This is a genomic window from Vibrio ponticus (assembly GCF_009938225.1).
Lineage (GTDB): Bacteria > Pseudomonadota > Gammaproteobacteria > Enterobacterales > Vibrionaceae > Vibrio > Vibrio ponticus.
In genome coordinates, this window is sequence record NZ_AP019657.1 from 1,051,657 (window position 1) to 1,078,342 (window position 26,686).

At 44.6% G+C, this 26,686-nt stretch carries 23 protein-coding genes and 1 riboswitch; of the genes, 11 read left to right on the top strand and 12 right to left on the bottom strand.

What is annotated here, in order from left to right; genetic code table 11:
- Nucleotides 1-4: 4 nt before the first annotated feature.
- From uhpB to uhpT, 3 genes are all read right to left on the bottom strand, one after another.
- Nucleotides 5-1,504, bottom strand: a complete 1,500-nt coding sequence (gene uhpB, locus GZN30_RS04650) for a signal transduction histidine-protein kinase/phosphatase UhpB (RefSeq protein ID WP_075648846.1) — start codon at nt 1,502-1,504, stop codon at nt 5-7.
- A complete protein-coding gene (gene uhpA, locus GZN30_RS04655) occupies nt 1,504-2,112 on the bottom strand; it encodes a transcriptional regulator UhpA (protein WP_075648847.1) in 609 nt (202 codons plus the stop codon). Before uhpA ends, uhpB begins: the two co-directional genes overlap by 1 nt.
- Before the next feature lie 184 nt (nt 2,113-2,296).
- Nucleotides 2,297-3,694, bottom strand: a complete 1,398-nt coding sequence (gene uhpT / locus GZN30_RS04660) for a hexose-6-phosphate:phosphate antiporter (protein ID WP_075648848.1) — start codon at nt 3,692-3,694, stop codon at nt 2,297-2,299.
- Between the two features lie 202 nt (nt 3,695-3,896).
- Here uhpT and GZN30_RS21435 point away from each other — a divergent pair, with 202 nt between their 5' ends.
- Both GZN30_RS21435 and GZN30_RS04665 read left to right on the top strand, forming a co-directional pair.
- Complete coding sequence (locus GZN30_RS21435) at nt 3,897-4,028, top strand: hypothetical protein (RefSeq protein WP_269472798.1); 132 nt, start codon at nt 3,897-3,899, stop codon at nt 4,026-4,028.
- 104 nt (nt 4,029-4,132) lie between these two features.
- Nucleotides 4,133-4,624: a DUF523 domain-containing protein gene (locus GZN30_RS04665; RefSeq protein WP_075648849.1), complete on the top strand. Its 492-nt coding sequence runs from the start codon at nt 4,133-4,135 to the stop codon at nt 4,622-4,624.
- Between the two features lie 213 nt (nt 4,625-4,837).
- Here the strand turns inward: GZN30_RS04665 and GZN30_RS04670 are convergent, their stop codons facing one another.
- Nucleotides 4,838-6,328, bottom strand: coding sequence for a carboxypeptidase M32 (locus tag GZN30_RS04670; RefSeq protein ID WP_075648850.1), 1,491 nt, complete (start codon nt 6,326-6,328; stop codon nt 4,838-4,840).
- Nucleotides 6,329-6,483: 155 nt separating this feature from the next.
- On the opposite strand from GZN30_RS04670, the gene GZN30_RS04675 reads away from it, so the two are divergent.
- Nucleotides 6,484-7,113 carry a LysE family translocator gene (locus tag GZN30_RS04675; protein WP_075648851.1) on the top strand — a complete coding sequence of 210 codons (630 nt, stop codon included), beginning with the start codon at nt 6,484-6,486 and terminating at the stop codon, nt 7,111-7,113.
- Nucleotides 7,114-7,184: 71 nt separating this feature from the next.
- Here the strand turns inward: GZN30_RS04675 and GZN30_RS04680 are convergent, their stop codons facing one another.
- Nucleotides 7,185-8,555, bottom strand: coding sequence for an alanine/glycine:cation symporter family protein (locus GZN30_RS04680; RefSeq protein WP_075648852.1), 1,371 nt, complete (start codon nt 8,553-8,555; stop codon nt 7,185-7,187).
- A gap of 118 nt (nt 8,556-8,673) precedes the next feature.
- A riboswitch (glycine riboswitch) is annotated at nt 8,674-8,771 on the bottom strand.
- 334 nt (nt 8,772-9,105) lie between these two features.
- Nucleotides 9,106-9,444 (bottom strand): 50S ribosome-binding protein YggL, encoded by a 339-nt coding sequence (locus GZN30_RS04685; protein WP_075648853.1) that lies wholly within the window; start codon nt 9,442-9,444, stop codon nt 9,106-9,108.
- 249 nt (nt 9,445-9,693) lie between these two features.
- Between GZN30_RS04685 and GZN30_RS21265 the strand changes: the two genes are divergently transcribed.
- Nucleotides 9,694-9,852: a hypothetical protein gene (locus GZN30_RS21265; RefSeq protein ID WP_167521307.1), complete on the top strand. Its 159-nt coding sequence runs from the start codon at nt 9,694-9,696 to the stop codon at nt 9,850-9,852.
- Between the two features lie 18 nt (nt 9,853-9,870).
- Nucleotides 9,871-10,611 carry a chromosome partitioning protein ParA gene (locus tag GZN30_RS04690; RefSeq protein ID WP_075648854.1) on the top strand — a complete coding sequence of 247 codons (741 nt, stop codon included), beginning with the start codon at nt 9,871-9,873 and terminating at the stop codon, nt 10,609-10,611.
- Nucleotides 10,612-10,671: 60 nt separating this feature from the next.
- Here the strand turns inward: GZN30_RS04690 and GZN30_RS04695 are convergent, their stop codons facing one another.
- The 3 genes from GZN30_RS04695 to GZN30_RS04705 all read right to left on the bottom strand — a co-directional run bounded on the left by GZN30_RS04695 (nt 10,672) and on the right by GZN30_RS04705 (nt 13,834).
- Complete coding sequence (locus GZN30_RS04695) at nt 10,672-11,217, bottom strand: hypothetical protein (RefSeq protein ID WP_075648855.1); 546 nt, start codon at nt 11,215-11,217, stop codon at nt 10,672-10,674.
- Nucleotides 11,218-11,389: 172 nt separating this feature from the next.
- Nucleotides 11,390-11,887 carry a response regulator gene (locus tag GZN30_RS04700; RefSeq protein ID WP_075648856.1) on the bottom strand — a complete coding sequence of 166 codons (498 nt, stop codon included), beginning with the start codon at nt 11,885-11,887 and terminating at the stop codon, nt 11,390-11,392.
- A 3-nt stretch (nt 11,888-11,890) separates the two neighbouring features.
- Nucleotides 11,891-13,834, bottom strand: a complete 1,944-nt coding sequence (locus GZN30_RS04705; protein WP_075648857.1) for an ATP-binding protein — start codon at nt 13,832-13,834, stop codon at nt 11,891-11,893.
- Nucleotides 13,835-14,058: 224 nt separating this feature from the next.
- Here GZN30_RS04705 and GZN30_RS04710 point away from each other — a divergent pair, with 224 nt between their 5' ends.
- The 3 genes from GZN30_RS04710 (at nt 14,059) to GZN30_RS04720 (ending at nt 17,383) form a co-directional block, all read left to right on the top strand.
- The gene (locus GZN30_RS04710; RefSeq protein WP_075648858.1) at nt 14,059-15,327 is read left to right on the top strand and encodes a DUF945 family protein; all 1,269 of its coding nucleotides are present in this window, start codon (nt 14,059-14,061) and stop codon (nt 15,325-15,327) included.
- A 141-nt stretch (nt 15,328-15,468) separates the two neighbouring features.
- Entirely contained in the window at nt 15,469-16,551 is a 1,083-nt protein-coding gene (serC, locus tag GZN30_RS04715) for a 3-phosphoserine/phosphohydroxythreonine transaminase (protein ID WP_075648859.1), read from the top strand.
- A 256-nt stretch (nt 16,552-16,807) separates the two neighbouring features.
- Nucleotides 16,808-17,383, top strand: coding sequence for an HdeD family acid-resistance protein (locus GZN30_RS04720; protein ID WP_075648860.1), 576 nt, complete (start codon nt 16,808-16,810; stop codon nt 17,381-17,383).
- 74 nt (nt 17,384-17,457) lie between these two features.
- Here the strand turns inward: GZN30_RS04720 and GZN30_RS04725 are convergent, their stop codons facing one another.
- Together GZN30_RS04725 and GZN30_RS04730 are read right to left on the bottom strand one after the other, a co-directional pair.
- Nucleotides 17,458-19,077 carry a methyl-accepting chemotaxis protein gene (locus GZN30_RS04725; protein WP_075648861.1) on the bottom strand — a complete coding sequence of 540 codons (1,620 nt, stop codon included), beginning with the start codon at nt 19,075-19,077 and terminating at the stop codon, nt 17,458-17,460.
- A gap of 467 nt (nt 19,078-19,544) precedes the next feature.
- A complete protein-coding gene (locus tag GZN30_RS04730) occupies nt 19,545-21,926 on the bottom strand; it encodes a YgiQ family radical SAM protein (RefSeq protein WP_075648862.1) in 2,382 nt (793 codons plus the stop codon).
- Nucleotides 21,927-22,182: 256 nt separating this feature from the next.
- On the opposite strand from GZN30_RS04730, the gene GZN30_RS04735 reads away from it, so the two are divergent.
- Nucleotides 22,183-22,860 carry a hypothetical protein gene (locus GZN30_RS04735; RefSeq protein WP_075648863.1) on the top strand — a complete coding sequence of 226 codons (678 nt, stop codon included), beginning with the start codon at nt 22,183-22,185 and terminating at the stop codon, nt 22,858-22,860.
- 99 nt (nt 22,861-22,959) lie between these two features.
- A complete protein-coding gene (locus GZN30_RS04740) occupies nt 22,960-23,160 on the top strand; it encodes a DUF4250 domain-containing protein (protein ID WP_075648864.1) in 201 nt (66 codons plus the stop codon).
- Between the two features lie 50 nt (nt 23,161-23,210).
- Here the strand turns inward: GZN30_RS04740 and GZN30_RS04745 are convergent, their stop codons facing one another.
- Nucleotides 23,211-24,122: a LysR substrate-binding domain-containing protein gene (locus GZN30_RS04745; protein WP_075648865.1), complete on the bottom strand. Its 912-nt coding sequence runs from the start codon at nt 24,120-24,122 to the stop codon at nt 23,211-23,213.
- A gap of 255 nt (nt 24,123-24,377) precedes the next feature.
- On the opposite strand from GZN30_RS04745, the gene metE reads away from it, so the two are divergent.
- Nucleotides 24,378-26,660 (top strand): 5-methyltetrahydropteroyltriglutamate--homocysteine S-methyltransferase, encoded by a 2,283-nt coding sequence (gene metE, locus GZN30_RS04750; protein ID WP_075648866.1) that lies wholly within the window; start codon nt 24,378-24,380, stop codon nt 26,658-26,660.
- The last annotated feature ends 26 nt before the right edge of the window (nt 26,661-26,686 follow it).

Below are 26,686 nucleotides of genomic sequence, written 5' to 3' on the forward strand. Positions count from 1 at the left end.
CTCTTTATACCTTAGGTAATGTGATGGCGATTTGAGTGCCTTCCACATGATCGCTCAAAGAGTAGATATACATTTTTCCGCCAAGCGCTTGCACGCGTTCTTGCATGCCGCGCACGCCCATGCCTGTCATGCAGTCTTCGGTTTTAAAACCAATGCCATTGTCAGCGATGTTTAATGAAATGTTCTCTTCAATAGATAACTCGATAACAATAGACGTCGCATTTGCGTACTTGGCAGCGTTGTTTAACGCTTCTTGGCACAGGCGGAATAGGGTGACTTTTAATGTGTCGCCCAGAGATTCATAGTCACCTTGCCAATCAATGGCAACGTGGGTGCCATGATTGTCGAACTCCATTTCACGTGTTAATTGGTGGATGGATTCTTTCAAATCCAAATCATCGAGCATTTTTGGGCGTAGTTTGCTCAGCAAGTGTTTAGTGGTGTCGTAAACATTGAGCGACAAATGCTCGATCATATCGGCACAGCGCGTGTTCATTTCTGCATTATCTACACGTTTAATGATGCTCGCTTGAGTACGAATTGCTGTGATGTTTTGACCAATCTCATCGTGAAGCTCTCTTGCTACGTCACGACGTACCGATTCCTCCGCTTGAATAAGCTGGCGAGACAAGGTTTGGTTTCTGGATAACTCGCCCCGAAGTTTTTGGTTGAGATCTTTTTGTTTTTGCACCGCTAAACCAAGCATAATGCCCGTTAAAGTTTGTGCCGAAAGGGACAACAGAAGGTCAGTGATCTCTAGATTTGACACACCGCTCCGCGCAGCAATTAAGGCGATACTGTTCAACATGGTCGCAAGCAGTGCGCCTTGCCAACCGTAGCGCAGCGCAAGCACTATGATTGGGATTGCCATACAGAAAGGCGCAAATCGAGCTAGTTCATCCGGCAAGCTGGTTTGAACCAAAATGCTCGCAACCAATAGCACACTATAAAGCAAGATATGACGAACTTTGAATTGGACTTCATTAGCTAACAAGTTCGAGGTCAGTGGCGACCAAGGGCTTTGGAAGAGATAATTCCAAAGTAGGTAACACATTGGCAGAACCAACAATCCGCCAGCAATGCTTGCCAGCCAGACCATGTAGACAGATTGAACATGATAGCCTACCGCAAGCACGTTAATGCAAGACGTGACGAGCAATACGACAGCCATAACCACCAAGCGTTGGTTTTGATCGCCTTTGTAATAGCGCTTAGCAAAGTAAACCACTGGAATACTTAATACGCTAGCAACTAACACCATCAACCATTGTGGTTGTTCTAGAAGCAGAGCGAGTGCAACGGTCAATCCCCACTCGGCAAGATAAATTGTTGTCCAATACTTTGTGCGCGTGTGCAGTGTTAACCCCAAACGCAAGGCGAAGGGGAACAGCAAGATCGCAAGCTCCGCATCGTTCACAAAGTAATAAGCGATCACCCACAGACAGAACCACGAGCATCCAGTCGTGAATAAGCCGCAAATAGAGGTGATGGTGTTGCTACGCATTAAAATGACTCTTGCGTAAACAGTTTGGCAAGTTCAACGTTGTTTTTTACGCCAAGCTTATCCATTGCGTTTGCACGATGAACGTGAACCGTTTTATGGCTTAGGCCAAGCTCAGCAGCAATGGATTTCACATCTAAACCGCGAGTCAGCAATTGGCACACTTCATTTTCGCGACGAGTGAGGTGAGTCAGCATGGTGGTTTTATCACTTGGCGTCGCTAATTTCAAAGCGATATCCGGCGTTAGGTAACAACCTCCAGATGCACTGGTTTTAACCGCTTGAATTAACTCATCTGGACTACAACGTTTACTCAGATAACCTTTCGCCCCCAGTTTGAGTGATTTTTCGACCATCGCTGGTGAGTCATGCACACTGAGCATGACACAAGCAATACCTGAAGGAATATCGGAGAGTAGGGTAAGCCCACTTTCGTCTGCCATCGAGATATCTAAGATCACCACATCAGGCTTGCATGCAGGTAATCCTACTCGAGCTTCTGCTACCGAGCTAAATTCACCTACAACATTCATGTCTGTTTCTAGGCTCAGCAGTTGAGCAAATCCAGAACGAACAATGACATGGTCATCAACAAGCGCTACGTTAATCATCTTAAATACCAAACTTCAGCAATACACAAACGAAAATGAGCTCAATACCAATTGGCGCGCAATAGGAGACAATCCTTTGGCACCTTTTGATATAGAGAGCTCAATAAGAACCAACAATGATACTAAATTGACCGAGTTAATTTAATGATCTCGCGCGCTTTGACTGGCAAAGCGCGCGAGTTGGTTAAGCTTGGTTTTCTGTAAGTTCAAGCTTCTTCTTGTTTTGACGAATCTTTTTCTCTTCCGCGATAGCGACGAAAGCAAGCAAAACAATACAAATCATGGCGGAGGTATCTAGGGCTGCGAATGTGCCTTTCCAACCAGTTAGGCCGAAGATTGGCGTACCGTCTGCAATCATACCTAGACCTAGCTTGGCGAAGCTGTCACCAATTAGGTAAGCGAATGTGCCTTTTACACCATCAGCCACACTGATCGCTTTTTTAGGAACAAAGCCAACTGCGGCAACACCGATAAGAAGTTGAGGACCAAACACTAGGAAGCCAAGAACAAATAGCGACGCTAGGTACATGAACTCGCTTGTTGCGTGTTGGTAGAACTCAAGTGATACGATGATCAAGCCCAAAGAAACACAAGCCACTAGCGCACGGCGACCGTTGGCAAGGTCAGACAGGTAACCCCACATCAGCGTGCCGACTAGCGCGCCAACTTCGAATAGGGTAAAGCCAGAGATTGCTGCTTCTTTTGATAGCCCCAGTTCTTGGTAAGCGTAAACTGTTGACCATTGGTCGATACCGATACGCACGATGTAGAGGAAGATGTTTGCGAAGCAAAGTAGCCAGATCACTTTGTTTTTCAGAACGTATTCAACAAAGATCTCTTTCTTGGTCATTTGATTTTCTTCAGCCGCTTCATCTTCTTCGCTAACTGTTTCGTCAAATAGTTCTTCTACTTTACCTAGACCGTATGCTTCTGGAGAGTCACTACCAAAACGCATACCGATAAAACCGACGATGATCGCGATGATAGAAGGGAATACGAACATGCCGATAACGTGACCGTCAAACAGGTAGTTGGCACCGAATAGAGCCACACCTGCAGCACCTGCACCACCTACGTTGTGCGACATGTTCCAAAGACCTAGGTAAGAACCACGCTTGTTACGCGGTGTCCATTTGGTGATGGTTGAGTAACTAGAAGGGCCGCCAGTACTTTGGAAGAAGCCACTTAATCCGTAGAATGCCACCATCAAGAATAAACTTGCGCTGCCGCCACCCATACTGAAGCTGAAACCAAGCATTGCCAGACCAGAAAGGATAAGCATGAAAGGAAGGAATTGCTTGGTGTTCTTACCATCGGCGTAGTAGGAAACTACGGTTTTACCGATACCGTAAGTAATCGAGAAACCCAGACCGATCAAACCTAGGTCTGTCATCGACAAGCCGTAAGTTGAAATCATGTCGTTTTGCGCGACGTTGAAGTTTTTACGAATTAGGTACATGGTCAAATAGCCAATAAATACCACTAGGTAAGATTGGATAAATGGTTTGAACCACATTTTTCTACGCACTTCGACAGGAAGGTCGAGGGTAGGCTTCCGGACTTGTTCAAGGAATTTTAACATCGTGAACTCTCTTGTATTAGTGTGATGCACTTGCGTGCTCGCTTTCTTTTATCTGCCGGCGATGTTAGAGAGTCCTCTTTTAAATCACATGAGAGGAGGGCTTACTTCAATTAGGGCGAATTCCTAGAAAACTACGAATGTGCGAGAAAGCGTGAAAATCATCACATTCTGTGGGAGGTACCTAGTAGCGAAGAGCATATTTTTGAATCGAGTTCCGTTAAGTGAAGAAATTAATCAAAACATTCAGCAGATCGCGTCAAATAGTAGTGAAATGGTGCAAATGCTTAATCATGCCGATGAACTGTGCGGACTGTTAGGTACCGAAAGTGATTAACTCAACAGACAGGTTGACGAGTTCAAAGTGTAAAAGTAAAAAGGTCACGGTTGTGACTTTTTTTAGTTTTGTGCTGGGTGTTTTCGCATATAAAGGAGTGTGGTGTGGAAAAAGTTTTGGTGAGTTCATGCTTGGTTGGAAATAAAGTGCGCTACAACGCGAGTTGCTTGTCGATTCCTGAGTTTGATTTGAACTGGCTTCAGTCAATATTTGATTTGGTGGTTTATTGTCCCGAAGTTTCGGCAGGCCTACCTATTCCGAGAGCTCCTGCTGAAATTATCGCGGGAAAAGGGGAAGACGTGCTTAGAGGTTCCTCGAAAGTTTTAGGAAATGATGGCATGAATGTGACGACACAATTTGTTGCCGGCGCGAAGAATGCGTTAGATCTCTGTCTGCGATACCAAATCAAGTATGCGGTCCTTGCTGAGGGCAGTCCCTCATGTGGTAGTTCCAATATTTATGATGGAACATTTAGTGGAACCAAGGTTAAAGGGGCAGGGGTGACAACTGCATTATTAGAGAGCAAGGGCATCAAGGTGTTTAGTCAGCATACCGTAGACCAACTACGAAGTATGTTGGACATGCCCTTAAGCTAAAACGAGGAATGCATTAAGGTGCGCTAATTCAGACCTAAAGAACTTTTGTCCAAAAATGCCTTTCTCTTTACTCGTTTGCTTTATACGTTAGCCTTGCTGAGGTCGCGACGACTTTAAGCGGGACGTACAATCCAACTAAACGTACAGAAAAATCGAAAAAAATTGCCTGAGAGAGGTCATCAATCAGGCAATGAACTTCTAAGCGTTAACGACTTACACGTTATTTAGGTAACGACTTCTCAAATGCTCTTGGAAGTATTTCGCATTTAGCGTCTCACCGGTTGCGCCTTTCACTAGCTCATCGGTGGTAAGTAGGCTGCCTTTGCTCCAAATGTTATCACCTAACCAACTGAAGATAGGCGTCAGGTCGCTAGAGCGAATTGCTGCATCGACATCAACCGATTGTTTCATCGCTGCCATAAACTGTGCCGCATACATTGCGCCTAGTGTGTAACTAGGGAAGTAACCAAATACGCCATCTGTCCAGTGAATATCCTGCATACAACCATTGATGTAATTCCCTTCGGTTGATAGACCGAGGTATTGCTGCATTTTCAGGTTCCAAAGTTCAGGAACATCAGTGTGTTTGATATTGCCATTGATAAGGTCACGTTCAATCTCGTAACGCAGAATGACGTGAGCAGGGTAGGTGAGTTCATCGGCATCGACGCGGATGAAATCTTTCTTCACGCGAGTATAAAGCTTCTGGAAATTCTGCTGTGAGAACAGATCAGGATTTGCACCGTCAAAGTGCTTGCTGGCAAGGTTTGCTAAGTGTGCAATAAACGCGTCGCTACGACCAACTTGCATCTCGAAGAATAGCGATTGTGACTCATGGATCCCCATTGAGCGCGCTTCACCCGCAGGCGTGCCAGCCAATGCTTTTGGCAAACCTTGTTCGTAACGCGCATGACCTGTTTCATGAACAATCCCCATCAGTGATTGGACAAATTCTTGTTCGTTATAACGAGTGGTAATGCGCACGTCGCTTGGCACACCGCCACAAAACGGGTGCACGCTTTCATCTAGACGCCCATGGTTGAAGTCAAATTGCAGCAGCTGCATCACTTCAAGCCCTAGCGCTTTTTGCTTTTCTGCGGCAAATTGACCTGTTGGCTCGATAAAAGCCTCATGTGCCTGTTTTTCAATTACCAGATCGATCATCTCTGGTAGCCAAAGCTTCACATCCGCGAACAAAGTATCCAGCGATGCAGAGGAAGTGCCTGGTTCATAGATATCGAGCATTGCGTCATACGGTGTTAAGCCATTTGCCTCTGCTCGTAACTGCGCTTCTTCTTGTGAGAGCTTCACCACCTCAGCCCAGTTTTTTTCAAAACCTTGCCAATCATTCGATTTACGCTGAGAGCGCCATGCATGTTCACATTTTGAACCTGCAAGCGACTTCGCTTGAACCAAATCTTCTGGTAGTAGGTTGGCTTGTTGCCATTCACGTTTTAATTCACGCAGGCTCGCGGTTTGTTCTTTGGTTAGAGCTTCTTGCTCTGCTTCGGCAAACCAGTCAGCTAGCTGCGGTTGAGTATGTAATGAATGGATGTGTACAGATAACTCAGCCATCGCTTCAGAGCGCGCCTGATTACCGCCTTCTGGCATCATCGATGCTTGATCCCAACTACAAATAGAAGAGAGGTGGTTAAAGTTGGCGATCTTTTTGGAGTGAGAAACCAGTTTTTCGAATGCGCTCATGCGTTTAGCCCTTAAATAGGTGAGATATATTCTCAAGTCTAACAACGAGTTTAGATAAAGTTCAACTCACTTTAAGTGAGGTGCGACACAACAAATAGTTTGTTGAAAGTAGGGCTTAGCGGTATAAAGAACATTCAGTACAAGGATGCAGCAGTATGATCGTCAACTTTGAAGCGTTTTTAATCGCGATTACTATCTTAACGTTAACACCGGGCGTGGATACCGCATTGGTGATTCGTAACTCATCACGCGGAGGCGTGGTTGATGGTGCGACAACCAGTTTAGGTATATGTTTGGGCTTGTTTGTTCATGCGACATTTTCAGCCATTGGTATTTCAGCGCTGTTGGCGCAATCGGCTCAGTTGTTTGCTGCGGTCAAATTGGTGGGTGCGGCGTATTTGATTTGGTTAGGCTTTTCGAGTTTACGAGCTTTAATGAAAGGGCAGGCGATGCCTTCAGAATTAACCTTGAACCAGCAGAGCTTGAACTTGAAACGTTCATTACGTGAAGGTTTTCTTTCTAACGTATTGAACCCTAAAACCGCGGTTTTCTATCTCGCTTTCTTGCCGCAATTTATTAACCCAGAAGGCTCAGCTTTCGCCCAGTCACTACTGATGGCGGCAATTCACTTTGTGATTGCGATGATTTGGCAATGTGGTTTAGCTGGCGCTTTAGATACCGCAAAAGGCTTACTTAAGAGCAGCCGTTTTATGACTTGGATGGAAGCAACAACAGGCGTCGTGTTGGTGGCGTTGGGTGTAAAGTTGTTACTTGAAGATAAATAAGATTGAGAAAGTTAGAGACAAAAACGCGGCTAAGTAGCCGCGTTTTTTTGCATTGGAATCTATCGAAGTGGTTAGGCTTTCACTGAGTCCAGTGTGCTCTCGTTATTGGCAGAGAAGAATAGTTTTGTCTCTTCAATCACCACTTGGCGCAGAGCAATCAGACCAATTAGGTTAGGGATTGCCATTAGACCATTGACGATATCAGCGATAATCCAAATCATATCAAGGTGCAAGAAAGCGCCTGATGCAACGAGTGCCACGAAGATGATTTTGTATGGCAGTACCGCTTTAGTACCCAATAGGAAAACAACACAACGTTCACCGTAGTAGTTCCAGCCCAGAATGGTGGTGAACGCGAAGAACATTAGACCAATCGAGATCAGCATTGGACCAAATGTGTCCATGTTCAAGCCAACTGCAAATGCGTGCGTTGTCATCGCGGCACCAGCGAAATCACTTTGCCAAGCACCGGTAAGGATCAGCGCCAGACCCGTCATGGTACAGATAATGATGGTATCAATGAACGTACCCGTCATTGAAATCAAACCTTGTTTTACGCAAGAGTCTGTTTTCGCGGCCGCTGCTGCCATTGGCGCACTACCTAAGCCAGATTCGTTAGAGAAAACACCGCGTGCAATACCCGATTGGATAGCCAGCATAATGCTTGCACCCAAGAAACCGCCAGTTGCTGCCGTTGAAGTAAACGCAGAAGTAAGCACCAGCTCCACAGCTGGTAGCAGTTGGTCGGCGTTCATGATGATCACGCTTAAGCACGCAAGCACGTAGAATAGCGCCATGGTTGGTACCACTTTACCCGCCACTTTCGCAATAGACTGAATACCGCCTAGCGTTACAAATGCCACCAGGAGAGTCAAAATGCTGGCTGCAATTTCACGGGAAATACCAAATGAAATTTCAGTTGCGTCAAGAATCGCGTTAACTTGTGGGAATGTACCGATACCAAAGCAAGCCACGCCAAGCGCAAAAATAGCAAACATGATCGCTAATGCTTTTGAGCCGACGCCATATTGTAGGTAGTACATTGGACCACCAACCATTTCACCGTTGTCATCGATACGGCGATATTTTACCGCCAGGAGACATTCAGCGTATTTGGTTGCCATACCGAATAGGGCAGCGAGCCACATCCAAAATAGCGCACCAGGACCACCCAGTTTGATCGCCGTAGCAACACCGACGATGTTACCAGTACCAATAGTGGCTGAGAGTGCTGTACACAGCGCAGCGAAGCTCGATACATCACCTTGCTTATCTGAATCTTCTTTACTGAAGATCATTTTAAACGCGGTTGGTAGGTATCTAAATTGCAGTAGACCTAGACGAAAAGTGAAGTATATACCGGTACCAACTAACAGAATTAGTAGTGGTGGACCCCAGACAAAGTCGTCGATAGTTTTTAGTAATGTATGAAGGTTATCCATGGTTTCCCCTTAATTAATAACGCTTTAAGGAGAAGAGGGAAAGGCATGACAGCCCAATATAAAAAAGGACGATCAATAGATAGAGCACTTAGACGAGTCTAAGTGACAGGATGTTTCTTTCCACTCCTCTGTCCTTTTGCCTGAGAGTTTCACTTTGCTTGCGCAAAACTTGCTCCTTCGGCGACCGATTTAACGGTTCTCTCCAGAGGTTCCTCCAACTACAGTCCCCGCTACCTAGGTAGCACCTGAAAGATTTACTTCTTCGGTAGGTTACGCTAACCAAATGTTAAAATTTGGTTAATAACCACTCTCCTGCAGTCTTCATCGGAACAATTACTCATATAGTGAGTAAATGCTAGTCGTTAGCACTGGTTGCTATCGACTGTGGGACTTTATCACTTTTTTTGAACAATTCAATAGGTTTTTAAGCAGAAAAATTAACGAAAACCTTTGCTTGGTTTTAAATGGATGTCGAGTGGAAGAAAAGTGTGGCTTTAGAAAACAAAAACGCCCCAAAAAGGGGCGTTGATCCGCATTAATATGCGCGTAATTAGAAGTAGTTAGCGTCTACTAGTTCACTAGCAATGACTTCAGTCACTTCTTCACGAGCTTGCAGCCAAGCAACAACTTGAGCTTGTTGTTCTTCAGTTACGTCTTGGTAGCGCTTAGATGCACAGATGAAACCTTCGAATAGCTCAAGACCACCGCCGCCAAAGCATAGACCTAGGCTGTCAATGTAGTCGATGAACTCATCAACGAATACGTCGTAACGATCGAAGTCAGCAATGTTAGTTTTGCAGCTTACTTCGAAACCTAGCATCGCGAACTCGCCTAGGTACATTTTTTTCAAAATACGACGTTTTTTGTTTTCTTGTTTAAATGGTTTCATGTCTTTGCCTCAAATAGTTAGGACAATCTGTTTATACAGTAAATATCGTCATCACCCAAATATAATACCAATAATTTGGTTTGATCGTGTGGATCTTAAGCAATCGAATCGTTGAAGTGTAGAGTAGGCTATATTTAAGCGGAGAAAACTACCTAGCTCTGACCTTTTTAAGCAAAAAAATGGTATAAAAGAAGTGTTTAGAATCCAGTTTTTATGGTGCCTAGCGTAGAGTCTAGCTAAGGAGAAGTTATGACGAGATTAATTGCGATTGTATTTCTTATTGCTCTTGCGTTTGTGTTGATTCGTTACCGCACTAACGAGAAACTGCAAAAGTATGTCGTCATCACGCTGATCTCCGGCTTTCTAGTCTACACTGCCAGCATCATGATCACCGAACTTATGCGTTAGCGGTCTTAGGAGCCAACAGTGAATAAATCACCTGATTTAGATAATAGCGAAGATGATGTAGTAGTAATTGAGGAGCGCGATAAACGCAGCTATCTCTATATCGCTATTGCTGGTGTGTTAGGTCTTGCGCTTGGTGGGCTGCTGGGTTCTACGGTAACGGCAGATAAATGGCAAACGACCTACGTTGAGTTGCAACAACAGTACCAAGCGGTGCAGGGTGAGCAAAAGCAACTGGTGAATGATGTCGAAGAGCGTGTGGCTAACATTGACTTTGAAGTAGAGAAGAAGCTTGCGGCAAAAATGGCAGAAGTGCAGCAACACCATCAAGCAGAATTAGATGCATTGCAGCAAGAAATCGCTCAGTTAGATAAAGAAAAGCAAGTTTTAGCACAGCAATTGGATTCACAGAAAAGCCAGTTGAACCAAGCTGAACAGGTAAATACTAAGCTAAATCAGCAAGCAGATATGCAATCTTCATTGCTTGAGCGTTCGCGCGAGCTGTTCCAACATGAGTTGAAAGTGAAGCAAGAGCTTGAATCTTTAAAGAAGGAGTTGGCAGCCCTAGAGCCAAAATTTGAAGCATTGAAAGTAGAGTGTAACGCTTATCTTGATGGTACATCATGGGATGCGAAATCAGATTCCTGTGATAAACAAGATGAGGCGAGTTCACGAATGAGTCAAATTAATCAGATGATTCGCGTACACGAAATGGATCTTGAACAAATTCAAGCTATCTCTGAGCAACTTGGTCTTGAATAACGTGTAATGAAAACGAAAAAACCCGGCAATGCCGGGTTTTTGTTTATCTGTCGCGCTATATTAGAATTTGAAACGCGCGCTAAACATTAGTTGGTCACCGTAGAACTCGTTGAAACGCGCTTCGCCACCAAGTGAGAATAGCTCTGTCGCATGAAAACGCGCGTAAGCAGAAGCTGTCCACTCTTCGTTGTCATCGATAGATACGTAACCACCTTTACCACCAACCTCTAGTTGTGGACCAAGCCATTGACGAATACCTAGGTTGAGTTCCATACCGGTTTCTGTGCCCATTGCATCGTTTTCAACCATGCGGAATAGCATTTCACCCGTTAGGTCTGCCCAGTTGTTGATTGGCGCGTGGAAGCCGAAACCTGCTGCTGAGTCAAAATCACCTTCGAATTCAGAGTCAATGCGAGCGATAGCGTGAGCATTAGGGTGGATAGATTTGCTCATACCTGCACCGAACGTACCAGGGCTAGCGCCAATACGAGCTTCAAGGTAATCGTAGCTAAAGTTACTCATAACTGTAGGACTGTTTGGATCAGTCATTGCAAAAGATTGGCCAGATACAAGCACTAGCGCTGCAGCTAAGATGGTTTTACGCATAAGGAATTGAACCTTTAAGTTATTTGTCCATGTTTGGGCGACAATACAGCCCTTAATACCTTGTGCATATTACTGATAGTTGCACGGTATCTCTAGGGCTAAATGTCATTGTTTTGTCGATATTTATAATTTATGCAATTTTGATGCCTTTAACAGGGATAAAACTGTTAGCTTATTCACCAAAACTGATGCGATTTTCGGCGATCGCATTAAATATCTTCTCTGTATCCAATACTTGCGCCCAAGGCATTGGCTCGGGATCGTTATCGATGATGTATTGAGTGAGTAAATCTTTAACGGCTGAGCGTATTTGTTCTCCACCCCATGGTTTTGCAAGGTAGAAGTCGAGGCTAGCGTGATTAATGGCTTCGACGGTGTCTTCTAAACCGGCTTGTCCGGTTAGCAGCAGCTTCTTCGTTTTTGACGTCAATTTATTGTCGTTCAATTCGATTAAAAAGCTGATACCCGTTTGCTCAGGCATTATGTGATCGCAGAGGATCAAAGCTAGTTGAGTACCTTCGGTTTCTGCTTCCTCGATGATCTCTTTGGCTTCAGCGACTGATTCCGCCCCTTCTAATAAAAAGTGATCTTCGAAACAGTCGAGATCTTGAAGCACACTGTCTAATACTTCTCGTTCATCATCTACGCATAGAATGAGGTATTTATTCATGGTCTATCCCTCGCTGTTATGGGGTGGTTGATCTATCGGCAACCAAACCGACATTTTGGTGTATTGGTTAACATTTGAAGTGACTTCAATAATGCCACCATGTTGGTGAATAATCTGCTGGCAAACCGACAAACCGATACCTAAGCCGAAGTTTCCTTCCTTTTTAGTGGTGAAGTTTAAGGCAAAGATCTGTTCTTTAAGCTCGGGTGAGATGCCGCTACCATTATCTTGTACCTCAATAACTGCCCATTGTTTGCCATCTTTATGCTGCATGCTGGTGGTGATGGTAAGCACACCTTGAGGTGGAAAGGCATCAATCGCGTTGGAGATCAAATTAGTCCAAACCTGTTGTAAAGCAATGGGCAGACAGCGGATGTTGGGCAGGGGAGCAAAGTGTTTTTCTACTTGGTGCAGTTTGAGTTTATTCTCAAAGATCACCAAAGTGTCTTCAATGCCTTCATGAATATCGACGAAGTGGAAAGTTTCATCGTCTTGGCGTGCATAACCTTTTAAGCTTTTTACCATATCAGCGATGCGTTGTGCACACACATTAATCGAGCGCAGCGTCGCGCCAGCAACGTGAAAACTCTCCAATTCGGTTAGTTCTTCGTTCGCTTGATTTGGGTTACTTTTGGATTTTGATAGCCATTGTTCATCTTGGTGTAACCCAAGTTTAACCAGTTTTTTGGCTAGCCTTCGATCACCAACAATCTTTTCTGCCGCTTTGGTTTTTTGTCTCTCTTCTGCCGTTGAGTTAGGACGCGCGGACAGGGCTCGTGTCATGATGTAGCTGGTCATTTCTGGCGAGCACCGTTTCTCTCCATTGACAAGATGAGTAATGCTATCTGTTAGCGTCTCTGTACCGCGTAAAATCGCCGCAATTGGGTTGTTGAGCTCATGGGCAACGCCAGCGACTAATTGCCCGAGCATGGCCATTTTTTCACTTTCGATTAACTGGTGATGGGCTGATTCCAGTGATTCTAAGGTCTGTTGCAATTGTATTTTCGTGTTGATGTTACGTTGCAAGCGGCGGTTAAAGTGGCGCAGGAGTAAGTTAGTAAACAATGGCAGTAGGGCGGTGTCGGAGTACATTACTCGGCTGAATACTTCGCGGTCGAGTTTAATCACATCGGTTTCAGTTAAGGTAACCGCGGTAGAGAATGAGGGTTCGCCAGTGACAAATGACATACCGCCAACTAAATTGCCTTTACGGTGTCGTACTACTTCGCGTTGCATTCCCATTTCGTCTTTTTTATACAGCGCGACCTCTCCTGAGGTGATAAACCAAAGGAAGTTGTTCTCTTCACCTTCGACGGTGAGTAAGTGCTCTCGGGAATAGTGCCTGACGGCGTTGGTCTCGTCTCCGTTGGCAAAAAATGTCTTTAGGGCATTGATCACTTTTTCTGCCAGTTCGCTATCAGACATTCGGTGGTGATCAGAGATAAAACCAGCTTGGTAGCTACGCATCTTTAAATCGATATGTGCACGCAACAATCTTTGTTGGTCTAGGATTAAGCCGTAGGAAAGCAGGTCCTCTTTATCCTCTTCGACAACATAGTTGGTCAATTCGTTTTGAACGGTTTTGTATACGAGATTTTCTTGTAGCGGCTGGGTTAAACAGTGGTCGAGACGTCCCTCATTTACAGCAGTTAGAATCGCCTGGATATCTTGTCCGCAACTTATTAGCACTTTGCGAGTTTTTTGTGTCAGGGGTGATTTACCCAATTGAATAAGAAAATCCGCGCCATTGAAGCTTTCATTGTGATTGGCAATCACGAGTGCTACCGCTTGGTTATTTTCTTGGCAAGATTGTAATGAAGCTTCAGCGGCTGCTGATGAGTGAGCAAAGTGAAGATCAAATCGTGAAGCAAACACATTTAGTTCGCCTCGAAGGCGCTCAATGTTCGCTAAATTGTTGTCGAGATAGATTAAGGCGTATTGGTTCAAATGGGTATCCAACCTTATGTCTTACGAGTCCTTTAATGTAGCAATCATAAGAAAAGCGTGTTGAGAGCTGAGTTTGAGAAATTACTAACCTTGACTGAAAACTTCCAATAGTCTGATTTAACTCAAGCTTTTTTAGTGTATCCTTTAAACATCATAGTGCTGCTATTTTACTAATTTATGGTAAAACAGCCGCTATACTTTTTAGAAAACCGATAACGAGATAAATGAGTTCGATGCAACAACTAAAAAAATATGCTGCGATTGGTGGCGCGATATCTTTGGCACTATGCTGGCCTTTGGCTGTTGGTCAAATTGGTCAAAATGTTATTCAAGATAGCGTTGCGAACCTAAATTCTGATTCGCTTAAAGCTGAAATTGTTAGCTATGACAGAGGTTATTTATCTTCAACTGTAACCACGCGCTATCAAGTTACTGATCCGATTATTGCCGCGCAGTTGGCTGCGGATGGCGTACCGGCAGAAATTTTGGTGAATAGTGAATTAAGTCATGGATTAATTAGCCTGACGGCAGATTCGGTATTAGAAAATTGGCCAGAAATGCCGTTAACGCTGCATACAGTGACTCAACTTAATGGCAACACGGATTTCGAGTTTAAACTGGATACTTGGCGTCAAACCACCGAAGGCGACGAAGGTGCGATGATGTTGATCACGCCATCAACGCTAAAAGGTCACGCAACGGTACTTGGTCAAGTCGATTACCAACTTGATGTCCCTTCTATCGAGGTGGACTTTAATACTGGTGAGAAACTGATGGTTGAGAACGTTTCGGGTCAGGGTTCGGGCAAGAAAGTTAATAGCTTCTGGATTGGTGATCAGGAAATGAACATTGGTCAAGTGTCAGTGAGTGACGCACAGAAAAATTCAATGTTTAGCCTGAAAAATGGTCAATACCACTACGCAGCAGAGTATGCAGAGACCACCCAGCGTGTGGCGAGCAAGCATGGCGTTAGCGTGAGCGAAATCAGTGTCGACCAAGAGAGTCTCGATAATTTAGAGGTGGATTTCTCTTTTGGTGATTTGGATGCAGTGGCATTTGAACAATTGGTTACTCTATACCAAAACTCCCCAGTATTGACTGCACAAGATATTCAACAGATGTTGCCTTATGTAGATAGCCTGTTTGCGAAAGGATTTTATTTAGCCAGCGACAAGATCGCGATGAATATCGGTGAAGGTGAGTTTACGTCGCAGTGGAAACTTGTGGTGCCAGAAGGGACTGATAACGTATCTCAAGACCCAATGAAAGTGATGCCTGCGCTGCAAGGGCACTTTGATTCGTTTGTTTCAAATGCGTTGGTCGAGCAATACCCATCAATCAGACAAACTATCGATGAAGGTTTGATTATGGAATTTGTTAAGCAGACCGACAAAGGCTACCAAGTAAAAGCGGAAATTAAGGAAGGGAATATTGTCTTTGAAAATGGACAAAAAGTGCCGCTAATGAGTCTTTTACTTCCTTTGATGATGTAGCTTAGCGCTTACTCAGTATAAACAAATTTACACTATCCAAACAAAAGAGGTCTTAAGACCTCTTTTGTCGCTTTTTCTATGTGGCAAAAAGTGTTATTAATGATACCAGTCTTATATAAAGCATGAGCAAGGAAAGAAACCGTGGATAACGTTTTTAACTTTAGTGCCGGCCCAGCGGCTTTACCGAAAGCGGTAATGGAGCAAGCCCAGTCGGAATTGATTAACTGGAATGGATTAGGAACCTCGGTGATGGAAGTGAGTCACCGCGGTAAAGAATTTATTCAAGTCGCAACAGAAGCAGAACAAGATTTACGCGATCTGCTATCCATCCCAGATAACTATAAAGTTCTATTCTGCCATGGTGGTGCGCGCGCTCAATTTGCTGCGGTTCCAATGAACCTTCTTGGCTCAAACAGCAAAGCGACATATGTCGATGCTGGCTACTGGGCAGAGAGTGCTATTGACGAAGCACAAAAATATTGTGAAGTAGACGTTTTCAACGCGAAAACGGAAATCGATGGTAAAGTTGCGGTAACACCTGCGAGCGAGTGGAAAATCGTTTCTGATGCGGCGTTTGTGCACTTTTGTCCAAATGAAACCATCGACGGTGTTGAGATTGACGATCTCCCGCAAACGGATAAGCCAATCGTTGCCGATATGTCTTCGAACATTCTTTCTCGTCAAATTGATGTGTCTAAATATGGTGTGATCTACGCAGGTGCGCAGAAGAACATTGGTCCTTCAGGTCTATGTATCGTTATTGTGCGTGATGACCTATTGGATTTCGCGAGTGATATTCTACCGAGCTTCTTAAACTACAAGATTTTGGCAGAAAAAGATTCGATGTTTAATACACCGCCAACATTTGCTTGGTACCTATCTGGTCTAGTGTTTAAGTGGCTAAAAGAGCAGGGTGGTGTTGCGGCAGTGGAACAAGTGAACCGTGAAAAAGCGGCGTTGTTATACAACTACATTGATACTTCAGATTTCTACCGCAATAACATCCACAGCAACAATCGTTCACGTATGAACGTTCCATTCCAATTGGCGAAACCTGAGTTGGACGAGTTGTTCTTAGAGCAGGCGAAAGCGCGAGGTTTGGTTGCGCTAAAAGGTCACCGCGCCGTAGGTGGTATGCGTGCTTCTATTTATAATGCGATGCCATTGGAAGGTGTACAAGCTTTGGTTGAATTCATGCGTGAATTTGAAGCAGCTAACGCTTAATCGTATTGATGAACACTTATTGATTTTTAGAGCCGGCTTTTGCCGGCTTTTTTGTCTGTGTAGCATGAGGTTTGACTACACTTAGGTGAGCGAATTAGTGATGTTTGTCTTGGCGTTATTGACCGAACACAAGCATTAATAATGAAATATTTGCTTTTGCTATAGATGGTTGCGAGGCAGATTTATAAGCGTAAATTGGGTTTATAGTCGCTAAGTGATTGTGCTTATAGACAAATAAAAATAATAGGAATTCACCATGAGTAATATTCAACAAGATTCCCCTCAAGCAGCGGCGCAAACTTTACTTTCTAAAGGTTGGAAATGGTTCACCATCGTAGGTGTTTTAGTGGCTCTAGCAGGGTTTGGCGCTCTGAGCCTTCCGGTAGCGGCAGGCGTTACTATTACAACTATTGTTGGTGGGCTATTTTTATTTAGCGGTCTTGTTCAGGCGTACCACACATTCAGTATTCAAGCTTGGAAAGACAAGCTCTGGTATGTACTCAGCGCTGTGCTTTACATCGTTGGCGGCTTGTTTATTCTGTTTAAGCCTTTTGCCGGATTGATTACCATGACCATGTTGATGGTGGTTGTAATGATGTTTAACGGTGCAACACGTATGATTTTTGGTCTGCGCAGCCGTGCTTTACCAGGTAGTGGTTGGATCATTATCAGTGGCTTAATTTCACTTCTTATCGGTGGCTACTTCTTTACGTTACTTGATGATCCAGCGTTCTCTCTGTCGCTACTAGGTACCTTTGTCGGCATTTCTCTGTTGTTTGAAGGCATCAGCTTTATCTTCCTTGGTTTACAAATGAAAAAAGCGCTTAAATAGTCGGCTTGTCAAAGAGATGATGAAAGCCCCAAGTCTCAATAGCTTGGGGCTTTGTGATTTTAAGGGCAGGGCATTTAAACTTTAAAGTATTTAAGTTGCGAACTTAATTGTTCTGCTGTCATTGCCATTTCTTGGCTATCGGTTGCCAGAGATTGTGATGCTTGAAGGATTTCGTTCGCTGATAAATGAACGCTGGCGACGTTTTGATTCATCTCTGTTGCGACGGTACTTTGCTGCTCGGACGCGGCGGCAATTTGCGCCACCATATCGTTCGCTTTCTGCATTTCTTCGACAATAACATTCAGCTTTTCGCGTGTGTCTTCTGATGCCTGAACACTTTGAGTCACTTTCTCATGGCTGCTTTCCATCGCATTCACGGTCTTGCCTGCTTGCTCAGTGAGTTTTTCAATTGTCTGCTGTACTTCGTCGGTGGATTTTTGGGTGCGGCTGGCAAGGTTACGTACTTCTTCGGCGACCACTGCAAACCCACGTCCTTGTTCGCCAGCTCGTGCTGCTTCAATCGCTGCGTTAAGTGCTAGTAAGTTGGTTTGCTCTGAAATATCACGGATAACATCGACAACGTTGCTGATTTCATTCACGCCAACTTGCAGCTCTTTGATTAAGTCATTAGCCGTACCAGTATTTTGTGAAACTTCTGCGATGGTCTCAGAGGTATGTGCCATGGCTTGATCGTTAAGATGGGCATGCTCGGTAACCTTATTGGTACTGACAGAAGTACTTTCAGCATTTGAGGCGACATCAGAAATGGTGGCGCTCATTTCTGTCATCGCAGTGGAAAGCAGCTCTAATTGTGCATGTTGCGAGTTGACGCTGGTGGCAGCTTCCTCACTCGCTTGAGCGATATTGCTTGCCATATTGCTGGATTGGGCAGCGGAATCATTGGCAGTCGCCAGTGTTTCTTGCAATTTATCGAGCATTTCATCAATTTGAGTGCTCATTGCTCCAAGTTCATCTTTGCGCGACATATTCATACGCACTCGCAGATTACCTTGAGCAATTTGCTGGGTGTTCTCGATTAACTTGTTTAGTGGAATATTGATGTTGTTGGAAATTGCGTAACCGAGAGCAAATAATACCGCTGACAATACAACGGCGACAATGGCTTCTTTGACCGCCAAGTCATAAAACGCTTCTTGAATGTCAGCAACCAAGATCCCAGACCCAATAATCCAACCCCATTCTGGCAGTAATTGCACATAGGAAATCTTATCTTTTAGTTCACCTTGCGGGCTTTTCCATTGGTAATCCAAAAAGCCTTTTTGACTTGGCGTTTTTGAGATAGTGACCATTTCACGCCAGTGATATTTCCCTGCGCCGTCTTTAAAGTTGTCAGCATTTTTACCGTTGAGGTTTGGCTTTAAAGGGTGCATGACCACTTGTAGTTGCTGGTTTAAAATCCAGAAGTAGTTATTACCATCGTAGCGTAGCGCTTGAATGGCTTGCAGCGCCTTTTGCTGGGCAATGTCATTACCTAGAGTATCGCGTTGCTGATAATAGTGTTGGGCTAGATTGATTGCGGTTTCAACTTGGGCGCTGAGTTTATCTTTTCGCTCTTGTAATGAGGTGTTTTTTTGTTGCAACAGGTTAAATAAACACGCCATTACGATAAGGAAAATAGATAAAGTAACAATCGAGGCGAGCTTATACTTGATCTTTAGATTGCTTAATTTCATAACAAACTGACTCTAATTTGTGTATTTATTAGTGGTCACTTTATCAATTTGCGCTGAAACACAAATGACACAAATCATGCTTTATATGTATACATTATGTTGCACTATGATTAACAGGAGTCGATCATAGTATTAATCATGAGATTAAGTTGAAATGTAAGAAAACTTATTACTTTAAGTTGTTAGTTTATAAATTGCACTAAACTTGAACTGATGTCACCAAGGTTTGCGGTAGGGTCAATAAAATAATGTCGCCTCTGTGAGAATATTCTCTCAAAGGATAATCGGTTAATCGACGATTTTAATAGCGTGGCTTTGGAAGGAATGGGATATAATCTGTACGACTTATCAACATTTAAGTAACAGGTGCTGATGTGGTATGCCACATGATTGTTGGGATTTGAACATGGATTTGACACAGAAAAGGCTGAGTTTGACTCAGCCTTTTCTATTTATACTAGCGGCGATTAACGGCGTTTAGGTTTACGGTTGCCTTGTGGATTCGCACGATTACCTTGTTGGTTACGCGAATTATTGGCACCACCTTTATTGCTACCTTGAGAAGACTGTTCATTACCGCGTGGTTGTGATTTATTTGCGCCAGGTTTCTTCGCTCCCGGCTTAATAAATCCACCTTTTGCTGGCGCTTGACCACCTTGACGGTTGCCATTCTCGCCACGTTTACCATTTTCACCGCGTCTGCCGCTATCACCACGATTACTATGGTTTTGATTACCAAAACCAGGTTGATTCTTGGTATGTTTAGTTGCGAAACGTTGTGAACCATGACGACCCGACTTTCGACGTTCAGCCGGTGTTAGTACATCCTGATCTTCAGAGGGTACTAAACAGTTCGGCTTATCACCAATCAGATGCTTTTTACCCATTTCGATCAGTGCTTCACGAATCATTGGCCAGTTAGCAGGATCGTGGTAACGCAGCAGTGCTTTGTGCAAACGACGTTGGCGTTCACCTTTAGCCACTGGAACCACTTCACGCTGTTTGTACTTCACGCGTTTAAGCGGGTTAGTCTCTGAATAGTACATTGACGTCGCATTACACATCGGTGATGGGTAGAAGTTTTGTACTTGGTCACATTCGAAGTTGTTCTTTTTAAGCCATAGCGCGAGGTTCAACATATCTTCATCTTCAGTGCCAGGGTGCGCTGAAATAAAGTATGGAATTAGGTACTGTTTTTTACCCGCTTCAGCACTGTACTTCTCGAACATCTCTTTAAAGCGATCGTAGGTACCCATGCCTGGTTTCATCATCAGATCCAATGGGCCTTTTTCAGTATGCTCAGGTGCAATCTTCAAGTAACCGCCAACGTGGTGGGTAACCAGCTCACGCACATACTCTGGTGATTCAATCGCAAGGTCATAACGTACGCCGGATGCGATCATCACTTTTTTCACGCCTTTGACTTGGCGCGCCGCACGATAGAGATCGATTGTGTGCTTATGATCGGTGTTCAGTTTGTTACAGATGCCAGGGAAAACACACGAAGGACGACGGCAGTTTGCCTCTGCCTTCGGATCGCTACAACCTAGGCGGTACATGTTCGCAGTAGGACCACCAAGGTCAGAAATAGTGCCCGTAAAGCCTGGTACTTTATCGCGGATCTCTTCCAATTCGTTCAAGATTGACTCTTGCGAACGGTTTTGAATGATGCGACCTTCGTGCTCGGTAATTGAACAGAAAGAACAGCCGCCAAAACAGCCACGCATGATGTTGACTGAAGTTTTGATCATGTCGTACGCAGGGATCTTTGCTTTGCCATAACCAGGGTGAGGTACACGAGCAAAAGGTAAACCAAACACAAAGTCCATCTCTTCCGTTGTAAGTGGGATAGGTGGTTGGTTGATCCAAAGTTCGCGATCTCCATGGCGTTGGATCAGTGCACGACCTGAGTATGGGTTAGTCTCAAGGTGCATGATACGGCTTGCGTGTGCATACAGGATACGGTCATTGTTTAGCTTCTCGAACGGAGGTAAACGTACCGCAGTGGTTGCTGCATCGTGGCGAGAAGGGCGAATCGTAATTGGTTGCGCTTCCGCTTTCTCTTCTGTTTTTGTTTCGCACTGCTCTTCAACCGCGTAAGGGTTTGGCGGAACAAACGCTTCTTTACGTGGTTTTTCAATGCGAGATGAATCAATAACGTTGTAACCCTCTGGCGCAGTGGCAAGGTTTACTGCGGTACCACGAATATTGGTGAGAGTCGAAATATCTTCGCCTTCAGACAAGCGATGAGCCAGTTCAACCAGCGCACGCTCTGCGTTACCAAATAGCAGAATATCTGCCTTGGCATCAAACAGTACTGAGCGACGAACTTTGTCTGACCAGTAGTCGTAGTGTGCAAGACGACGTAAGCTTGCTTCAATGCCACCAAGTACGATTGGTATGCCTTTGTAGGCTTCACGACAGCGTTGTGAGTAAACGAGTGTTGCGCGATCTGGGCGTTTGCCGCCTTCGTTGTTTGGCGTGTAGGCATCATCATGACGCAGTTTACGATCCGCCGTGTAACGGTTGATCATAGAGTCCATGTTGCCGGCGGTAATACCAAAAAATAGATTTGGTTTACCTAGCGTCATGAAGGCGTCTTTGTTGTTCCAGTCTGGCTGAGCAATAATACCCACGCGGAAACCTTGAGATTCAAGTAGACGACCGATGATCGCCATACCAAAACTAGGGTGATCGACGTAAGCATCACCAGTGACGATGATGATGTCACAACTGTCCCATCCGAGGGCATCCATTTCCTTACGGCTAGTCGGTAAAAAAGGCGCAGTACCAAAGCATTCTGCCCAGTACTTTTTATGCTCATGAATAGGGGTGATATCGTTGTACATATTTTGCTCTTAGATCCAGTGAGCGCGAATTATAGCGGCTTATCTGTTATCTATCTATAGTCGGAGAGCGGTTATTTTGCCATTCTGTCAATAGAGGGAAATTACATCAAACCCTTATAAACACAAGGGTTACACCCATATTGACTTGCAGAATGTTTTTACACTTCAGCCAGAGTTTAATCGGTGATTAAGATAGCGAAAACCCGTCAGTTTGGTATCATCCGGTGCAATTCATTTTTCCGTTAGTAACATCATTATGATCCAAAATTTATTAGCAACGTTTGCACCTATGTTGTTGGGTGCGCAGTTTATTTTGACTCTAGTATTGGTTAAGGGTGAAATTTGCCCAGGGCAACGTGGTCGTGTGCACAAAATGTTGCCAACATTGGCGGTCATGTGGCTGGCGGTTGCTTCACTTAAGATTCAAGCGTTCATGGTTTCTGCGGCGCTGATGTATTTCTTCTCACAAGTCCAGACCAAGAAGACACGCGAACAAGGTCCGCTATGGGTGATGTATCTAGCCAATGGTCTTGCGATTGCTTACGTTGCTATCATGATGGGTGAGCAAAGCAGCTTTGCTGCAGGTGCAAACGTGTTTATGCAAATCTTCTTACTTGGCGCTTGTTTTGCTCAGCTTCTGCTTGTGATTGCACGCTCGCGATTACAAGCGTTCCACCGTATTTTACCGGTTACAGGCGTGGTTGCAGCGATGCTAACTAGCTTGACGGTACTGCTGCACGTTTATGATTTGCCTGAAGCACAATTAGAAACATTAGTGACACCGTTGCTGACTGCATTTGCATTAATGATCACTGGTGTGGTGATTTGGTGTTGGCATCTGTTTAGCGGTAAAGCAGCAAACAAAGTACAGTTGGGCTTAGGCTTGTTGGCACTGGTTGCAGCAACGCTAGCAGGTCAGCCAATCTTTGGTTAACCTCTGGTCGTTTTAAGTCACTAATTGGATCTTCTTCACTGTTAATTTACTCAATGAGAGCTAGGCTTGTAGTAAGCCATTTAAATTGGGAGTGGAGATATGGATCTGAGCAATGTTCGTAGCCTAGATAGCATCATTCTACTGGGCATCGTCAATGAGAAATTACGTCTCGAGTGCGACAGCTTTGAAGAGTTGGTAAGCATGTATGAAATGGATGTGGAGCAAGTGGTCGGCAAACTCGATGTACTTGGTTACCAATACGATCCATTGACCAATCAATTTAAAGCTTATCAACGTTAAGCGTTTAAAGATTTTAAAGCCTCATCGAACTAACGATGGGGCTTTTTTGTTTATGCGAGCTTGATACCGTCCAAGTGGCTCTTACATTGTTGCTTGGCGGTTGTAAAGAAAGCCTGCAGATAGCGTTTATCTTTGTCTGAATTACGTGTTGCCGCAAACAAGCGTCGCCATAGTCCTTCAGCCAAAGGGATACTGGTAATCAATCCTTGACGAGAAAACTCGCTGATCGCCCAGTTTGGTAGCGCTGCAACTCCCAGACCAGCAGAGACCATCTGCACCAGCATTAAGGTGTTGTCACACTGTTTCCATTTCGCCGGCTCTATTCCCGCTGGCTGCAAGAAATGCTTCACTACATCCAATCGCTGTTTTTGTACTGGATAGGAAATCATAGTTTGATCGGCGAGATCTTGCGGTTGAATCAGCGTTTGACTGGCGAGTGGGTGATTGACTGAAGTGATCAAGCGCATCTCAAAATCAAACAAAGGTTCAAAATGCACTTCCGATCGGGCTTGAATATCGGAGGTGATCACTAAATCCAATTCACCGCTCATTAATGCTGGAAGTGGCTCAAATCCAAAACCGGATGAAAAGTCTAGCGTGACGCTTGGCCAAGTTACTTGGTATTCCTTGAGTGCAGGCATTAGCCACTGAAAGCAGGAGTGGCACTCTATTGCCATATGCAGTCGACCGTTGACGTCTTCTTTTAGACTCGCCAATTCATTTTCGGCTTTGGCAAGGCGTGGCAGAATATCGTCCGCAACACGCAGCAAAATTTCGCCTTCTGAGGTGAACTTTACCGGGCGGGTTTTACGCAAAAAAAGCTGTCCGCCAAGGCGAGCCTCTAAATCTTTGATTTGATGAGAGAGAGCCGATTGCGTTAAATGCAATGCGGTGGCCGTAGCCGTTAGCGAACCGGTATCGCGTAATGATGTCAGTGTGCGTAGATGCTTGAGCTCGATCATGAATTCCTTTCATCCCCCAATTCAATCCTTGAATGTTATTAACCTAACGTGTCTTGCATGTAATGTAAACGTCTAGACGTCTAAATTTACTTTATAAATTCATGGCTTTGGTTGGATTGCGAGCGGAACATGAATTTTTTTAATAAACAAGTTGAATAATTGGACGTTGTTCATGATGCCGAGAAGCGAGATAGTTTAGCCATCCGGACTTCCTAAATAGTCCAGCCCAATCACTCAGTACAAGGACTAGGTAAAATGACAACAACAACTCACATTCTTGGTTACCCGCGAATTGGCGAGAAACGCGAACTTAAATTCGCCTTAGAGAAATATTGGCGTGGCGAAATTGATCAAAAACAGCTCAAGCAAGTCGGGGCGGAGCTTCGTGGCAAAAACTGGCAAACTCAAGCCGATGCCAATTTAAGTTTCGTTACCGCGGGCGACTTCGCTTGGTATGACCATGTGTTAACTACGACACTTCTTCTGGGTCATGTGCCAAAGCGTCACAATAATGGTTTTCCTGATCTCGATACACTTTTCCGTGTTGGGCGTGGTCAGTCTCAAGCCAACTGTGGTTGTGCGGGTAGCGCAGCTTCTGATATGACGAAATGGTTCAACACCAACTATCACTATATCGTGCCTGAGTTCAGTAAAGATGATTCTTTTGAGGTTAGTTGGCCACAATTGTTTGAAGAAGTGAATGAAGCGACCAAAGCAGGTCATCAGGTGAAACCTGTGTTACTTGGGCCTTTGAGTTACCTTTACTTAGGCAAAGAAGTCGATGAAGGTTTTGACCGTTTAACATTGCTGCCTCGTTTATTGACCGCCTACCAAGCCATTTTAGCTAAGTTAGCCAAACATGGCGTCGAATGGGTACAAATCGATGAGCCGATTCTTGGTCTGGAGTTGGAAAAGCGTTGGGTAGATTCGTTTAAGCTCGCTTATCAAGTGATTCGTAGTGACGTAAAAGTACTGCTTACTACTTATTTTGATTCTGTAGAAGAGACCCTAGATAAAATTATCGAACTGAATGTGGACGGCTTACATGTGGATCTTTCCGCAGCGCCAGAGCAGTTAGATGCGATTGTGGCAAAAATTCCGCAAGATTGGGTGCTATCTGCTGGTGTCGTTAATGGTCGTAATGTATGGCGTGCTGATCTGTCTAAGCAACTTGCATTACTTGCACCAGTGAAACAGAAGCTGGGCGATAAACTTTGGGTAGCGAGCTCTTGTTCATTACTGCATAGCCCTGTCGACCTAGAGTTAGAGCCAGCATTAGGTGAGGAAGTTCGCAGTTGGTTTGCGTTTGCCAAACAGAAAGTCACAGAGGTGGCACTGCTGGGGAAAGCACTCGATGGCGATCAGAATGCGATTTTAGCGTGCGATACTTACAGTGCGCCAATCCAGGCCCGCAAGAGTGCCACTCACGTTAACAAGCCGCAAGTGCAGCAGCGTCTAAGTAATATTACTAAGGCATTAGCTGAGCGCAGCGCGCCTTATAAACAACGTGCAGCACATCAAGCCGAAGTGCTAGGGTTGCCACTATTCCCAACAACGACGATTGGCTCATTCCCGCAAACCAGTGAAATCCGTTTACAGCGCAGCGCTTATCGCACGGGTAAGTTAAGTGAAACCGAATACGAGACGGCGTTAAAAGGCCACATTGAAGATGCGGTTAAGCGTCAAGAAGCACTCGATCTCGATGTTTTGGTCCATGGGGAAGCAGAGCGTAACGATATGGTGGAATACTTTGCGGAGAACTTGGCGGGCTTCCAAACGACCAAATTCGGTTGGGTGCAAAGCTATGGTTCTCGCTGTGTGAAACCGGCTATTGTCGTGGCAGATATAGAACGCGAGAAACCAATGACTGTGGGGTGGTCGACCTACGCGCAATCGCTCACGACTAAGCAGATGAAAGGTATGCTTACTGGTCCAGTAACGATTTTATGTTGGACGTTCCCCCGTGAAGATATTTCTCGTAAAGAGATCGCCAATCAGCTTGCTTTGGCATTGCGTGATGAAGTTTCGGATCTGCAAGATGCAGGGATCAACATTATTCAAATCGATGAACCGGCGATTCGTGAAGGTCTGCCTTTGAAAAAGCGTGACCACAAAGCATACCTAGAGTGGGCTGTAGACGCGTTTAAGATCTCAGCAGCAAGTGCCAAACCAGAGACTCAGATCCACACTCATATGTGTTACTCAGAGTTCAATGAAATCATTGAATCGGTTGCGGCATTAGATGCAGACGTGATTACTATTGAAACATCCCGTTCAAACATGGAGCTACTCAAAGCATTTGAAGAGTTTAATTACCCCAATGAGATTGGTCCGGGTGTTTATGATATTCACTCACCAAACATTCCAACTGAGGAATGGATTGAAGGGTTAATTAATACCGCAGCGAAGAAAATTCCGGCAGAGCGTTTATGGGTCAATCCAGATTGTGGCTTGAAAACACGTAACTGGGCGGAGACAGAAGCGTCACTTGCGAACATGGTTTCAGCGGCGAAGAAGTTACGTAAAGAATTTGCTTAAAGCTTAAATTAAGCACATAACAAAAC

Bases quoted from the DNA above. Each gene is read 5' to 3' on its own strand.
- uhpB (WP_075648846.1), bottom strand. From the start codon at position 1,504: ATGCGTAGCAACACCATCACCTCTATTTGCGGCTTATTCACGACTGGA.
- uhpA (WP_075648847.1), bottom strand. From the start codon at position 2,112: ATGATTAACGTAGCGCTTGTTGATGACCATGTCATTGTTCGTTCTGGA.
- uhpT (WP_075648848.1), bottom strand. From the start codon at position 3,694: ATGTTAAAATTCCTTGAACAAGTCCGGAAGCCTACCCTCGACCTTCCT.
- GZN30_RS04670 (WP_075648850.1), bottom strand. From the start codon at position 6,328: ATGAGCGCATTCGAAAAACTGGTTTCTCACTCCAAAAAGATCGCCAAC.
- GZN30_RS04675 (WP_075648851.1), top strand. From the start codon at position 6,484: ATGATCGTCAACTTTGAAGCGTTTTTAATCGCGATTACTATCTTAACG.
- GZN30_RS04680 (WP_075648852.1), bottom strand. From the start codon at position 8,555: ATGGATAACCTTCATACATTACTAAAAACTATCGACGACTTTGTCTGG.
- GZN30_RS04685 (WP_075648853.1), bottom strand. From the start codon at position 9,444: ATGAAACCATTTAAACAAGAAAACAAAAAACGTCGTATTTTGAAAAAA.
- GZN30_RS21265 (WP_167521307.1), top strand. From the start codon at position 9,694: ATGACGAGATTAATTGCGATTGTATTTCTTATTGCTCTTGCGTTTGTG.
- GZN30_RS04695 (WP_075648855.1), bottom strand. From the start codon at position 11,217: ATGCGTAAAACCATCTTAGCTGCAGCGCTAGTGCTTGTATCTGGCCAA.
- GZN30_RS04700 (WP_075648856.1), bottom strand. From the start codon at position 11,887: ATGAATAAATACCTCATTCTATGCGTAGATGATGAACGAGAAGTATTA.
- GZN30_RS04710 (WP_075648858.1), top strand. From the start codon at position 14,059: ATGAGTTCGATGCAACAACTAAAAAAATATGCTGCGATTGGTGGCGCG.
- GZN30_RS04720 (WP_075648860.1), top strand. From the start codon at position 16,808: ATGAGTAATATTCAACAAGATTCCCCTCAAGCAGCGGCGCAAACTTTA.
- GZN30_RS04725 (WP_075648861.1), bottom strand. From the start codon at position 19,077: ATGAAATTAAGCAATCTAAAGATCAAGTATAAGCTCGCCTCGATTGTT.
- GZN30_RS04730 (WP_075648862.1), bottom strand. From the start codon at position 21,926: ATGTACAACGATATCACCCCTATTCATGAGCATAAAAAGTACTGGGCA.
- GZN30_RS04735 (WP_075648863.1), top strand. From the start codon at position 22,183: ATGATCCAAAATTTATTAGCAACGTTTGCACCTATGTTGTTGGGTGCG.
- GZN30_RS04740 (WP_075648864.1), top strand. From the start codon at position 22,960: ATGGATCTGAGCAATGTTCGTAGCCTAGATAGCATCATTCTACTGGGC.
- GZN30_RS04745 (WP_075648865.1), bottom strand. From the start codon at position 24,122: ATGATCGAGCTCAAGCATCTACGCACACTGACATCATTACGCGATACC.
- metE (WP_075648866.1), top strand. From the start codon at position 24,378: ATGACAACAACAACTCACATTCTTGGTTACCCGCGAATTGGCGAGAAA.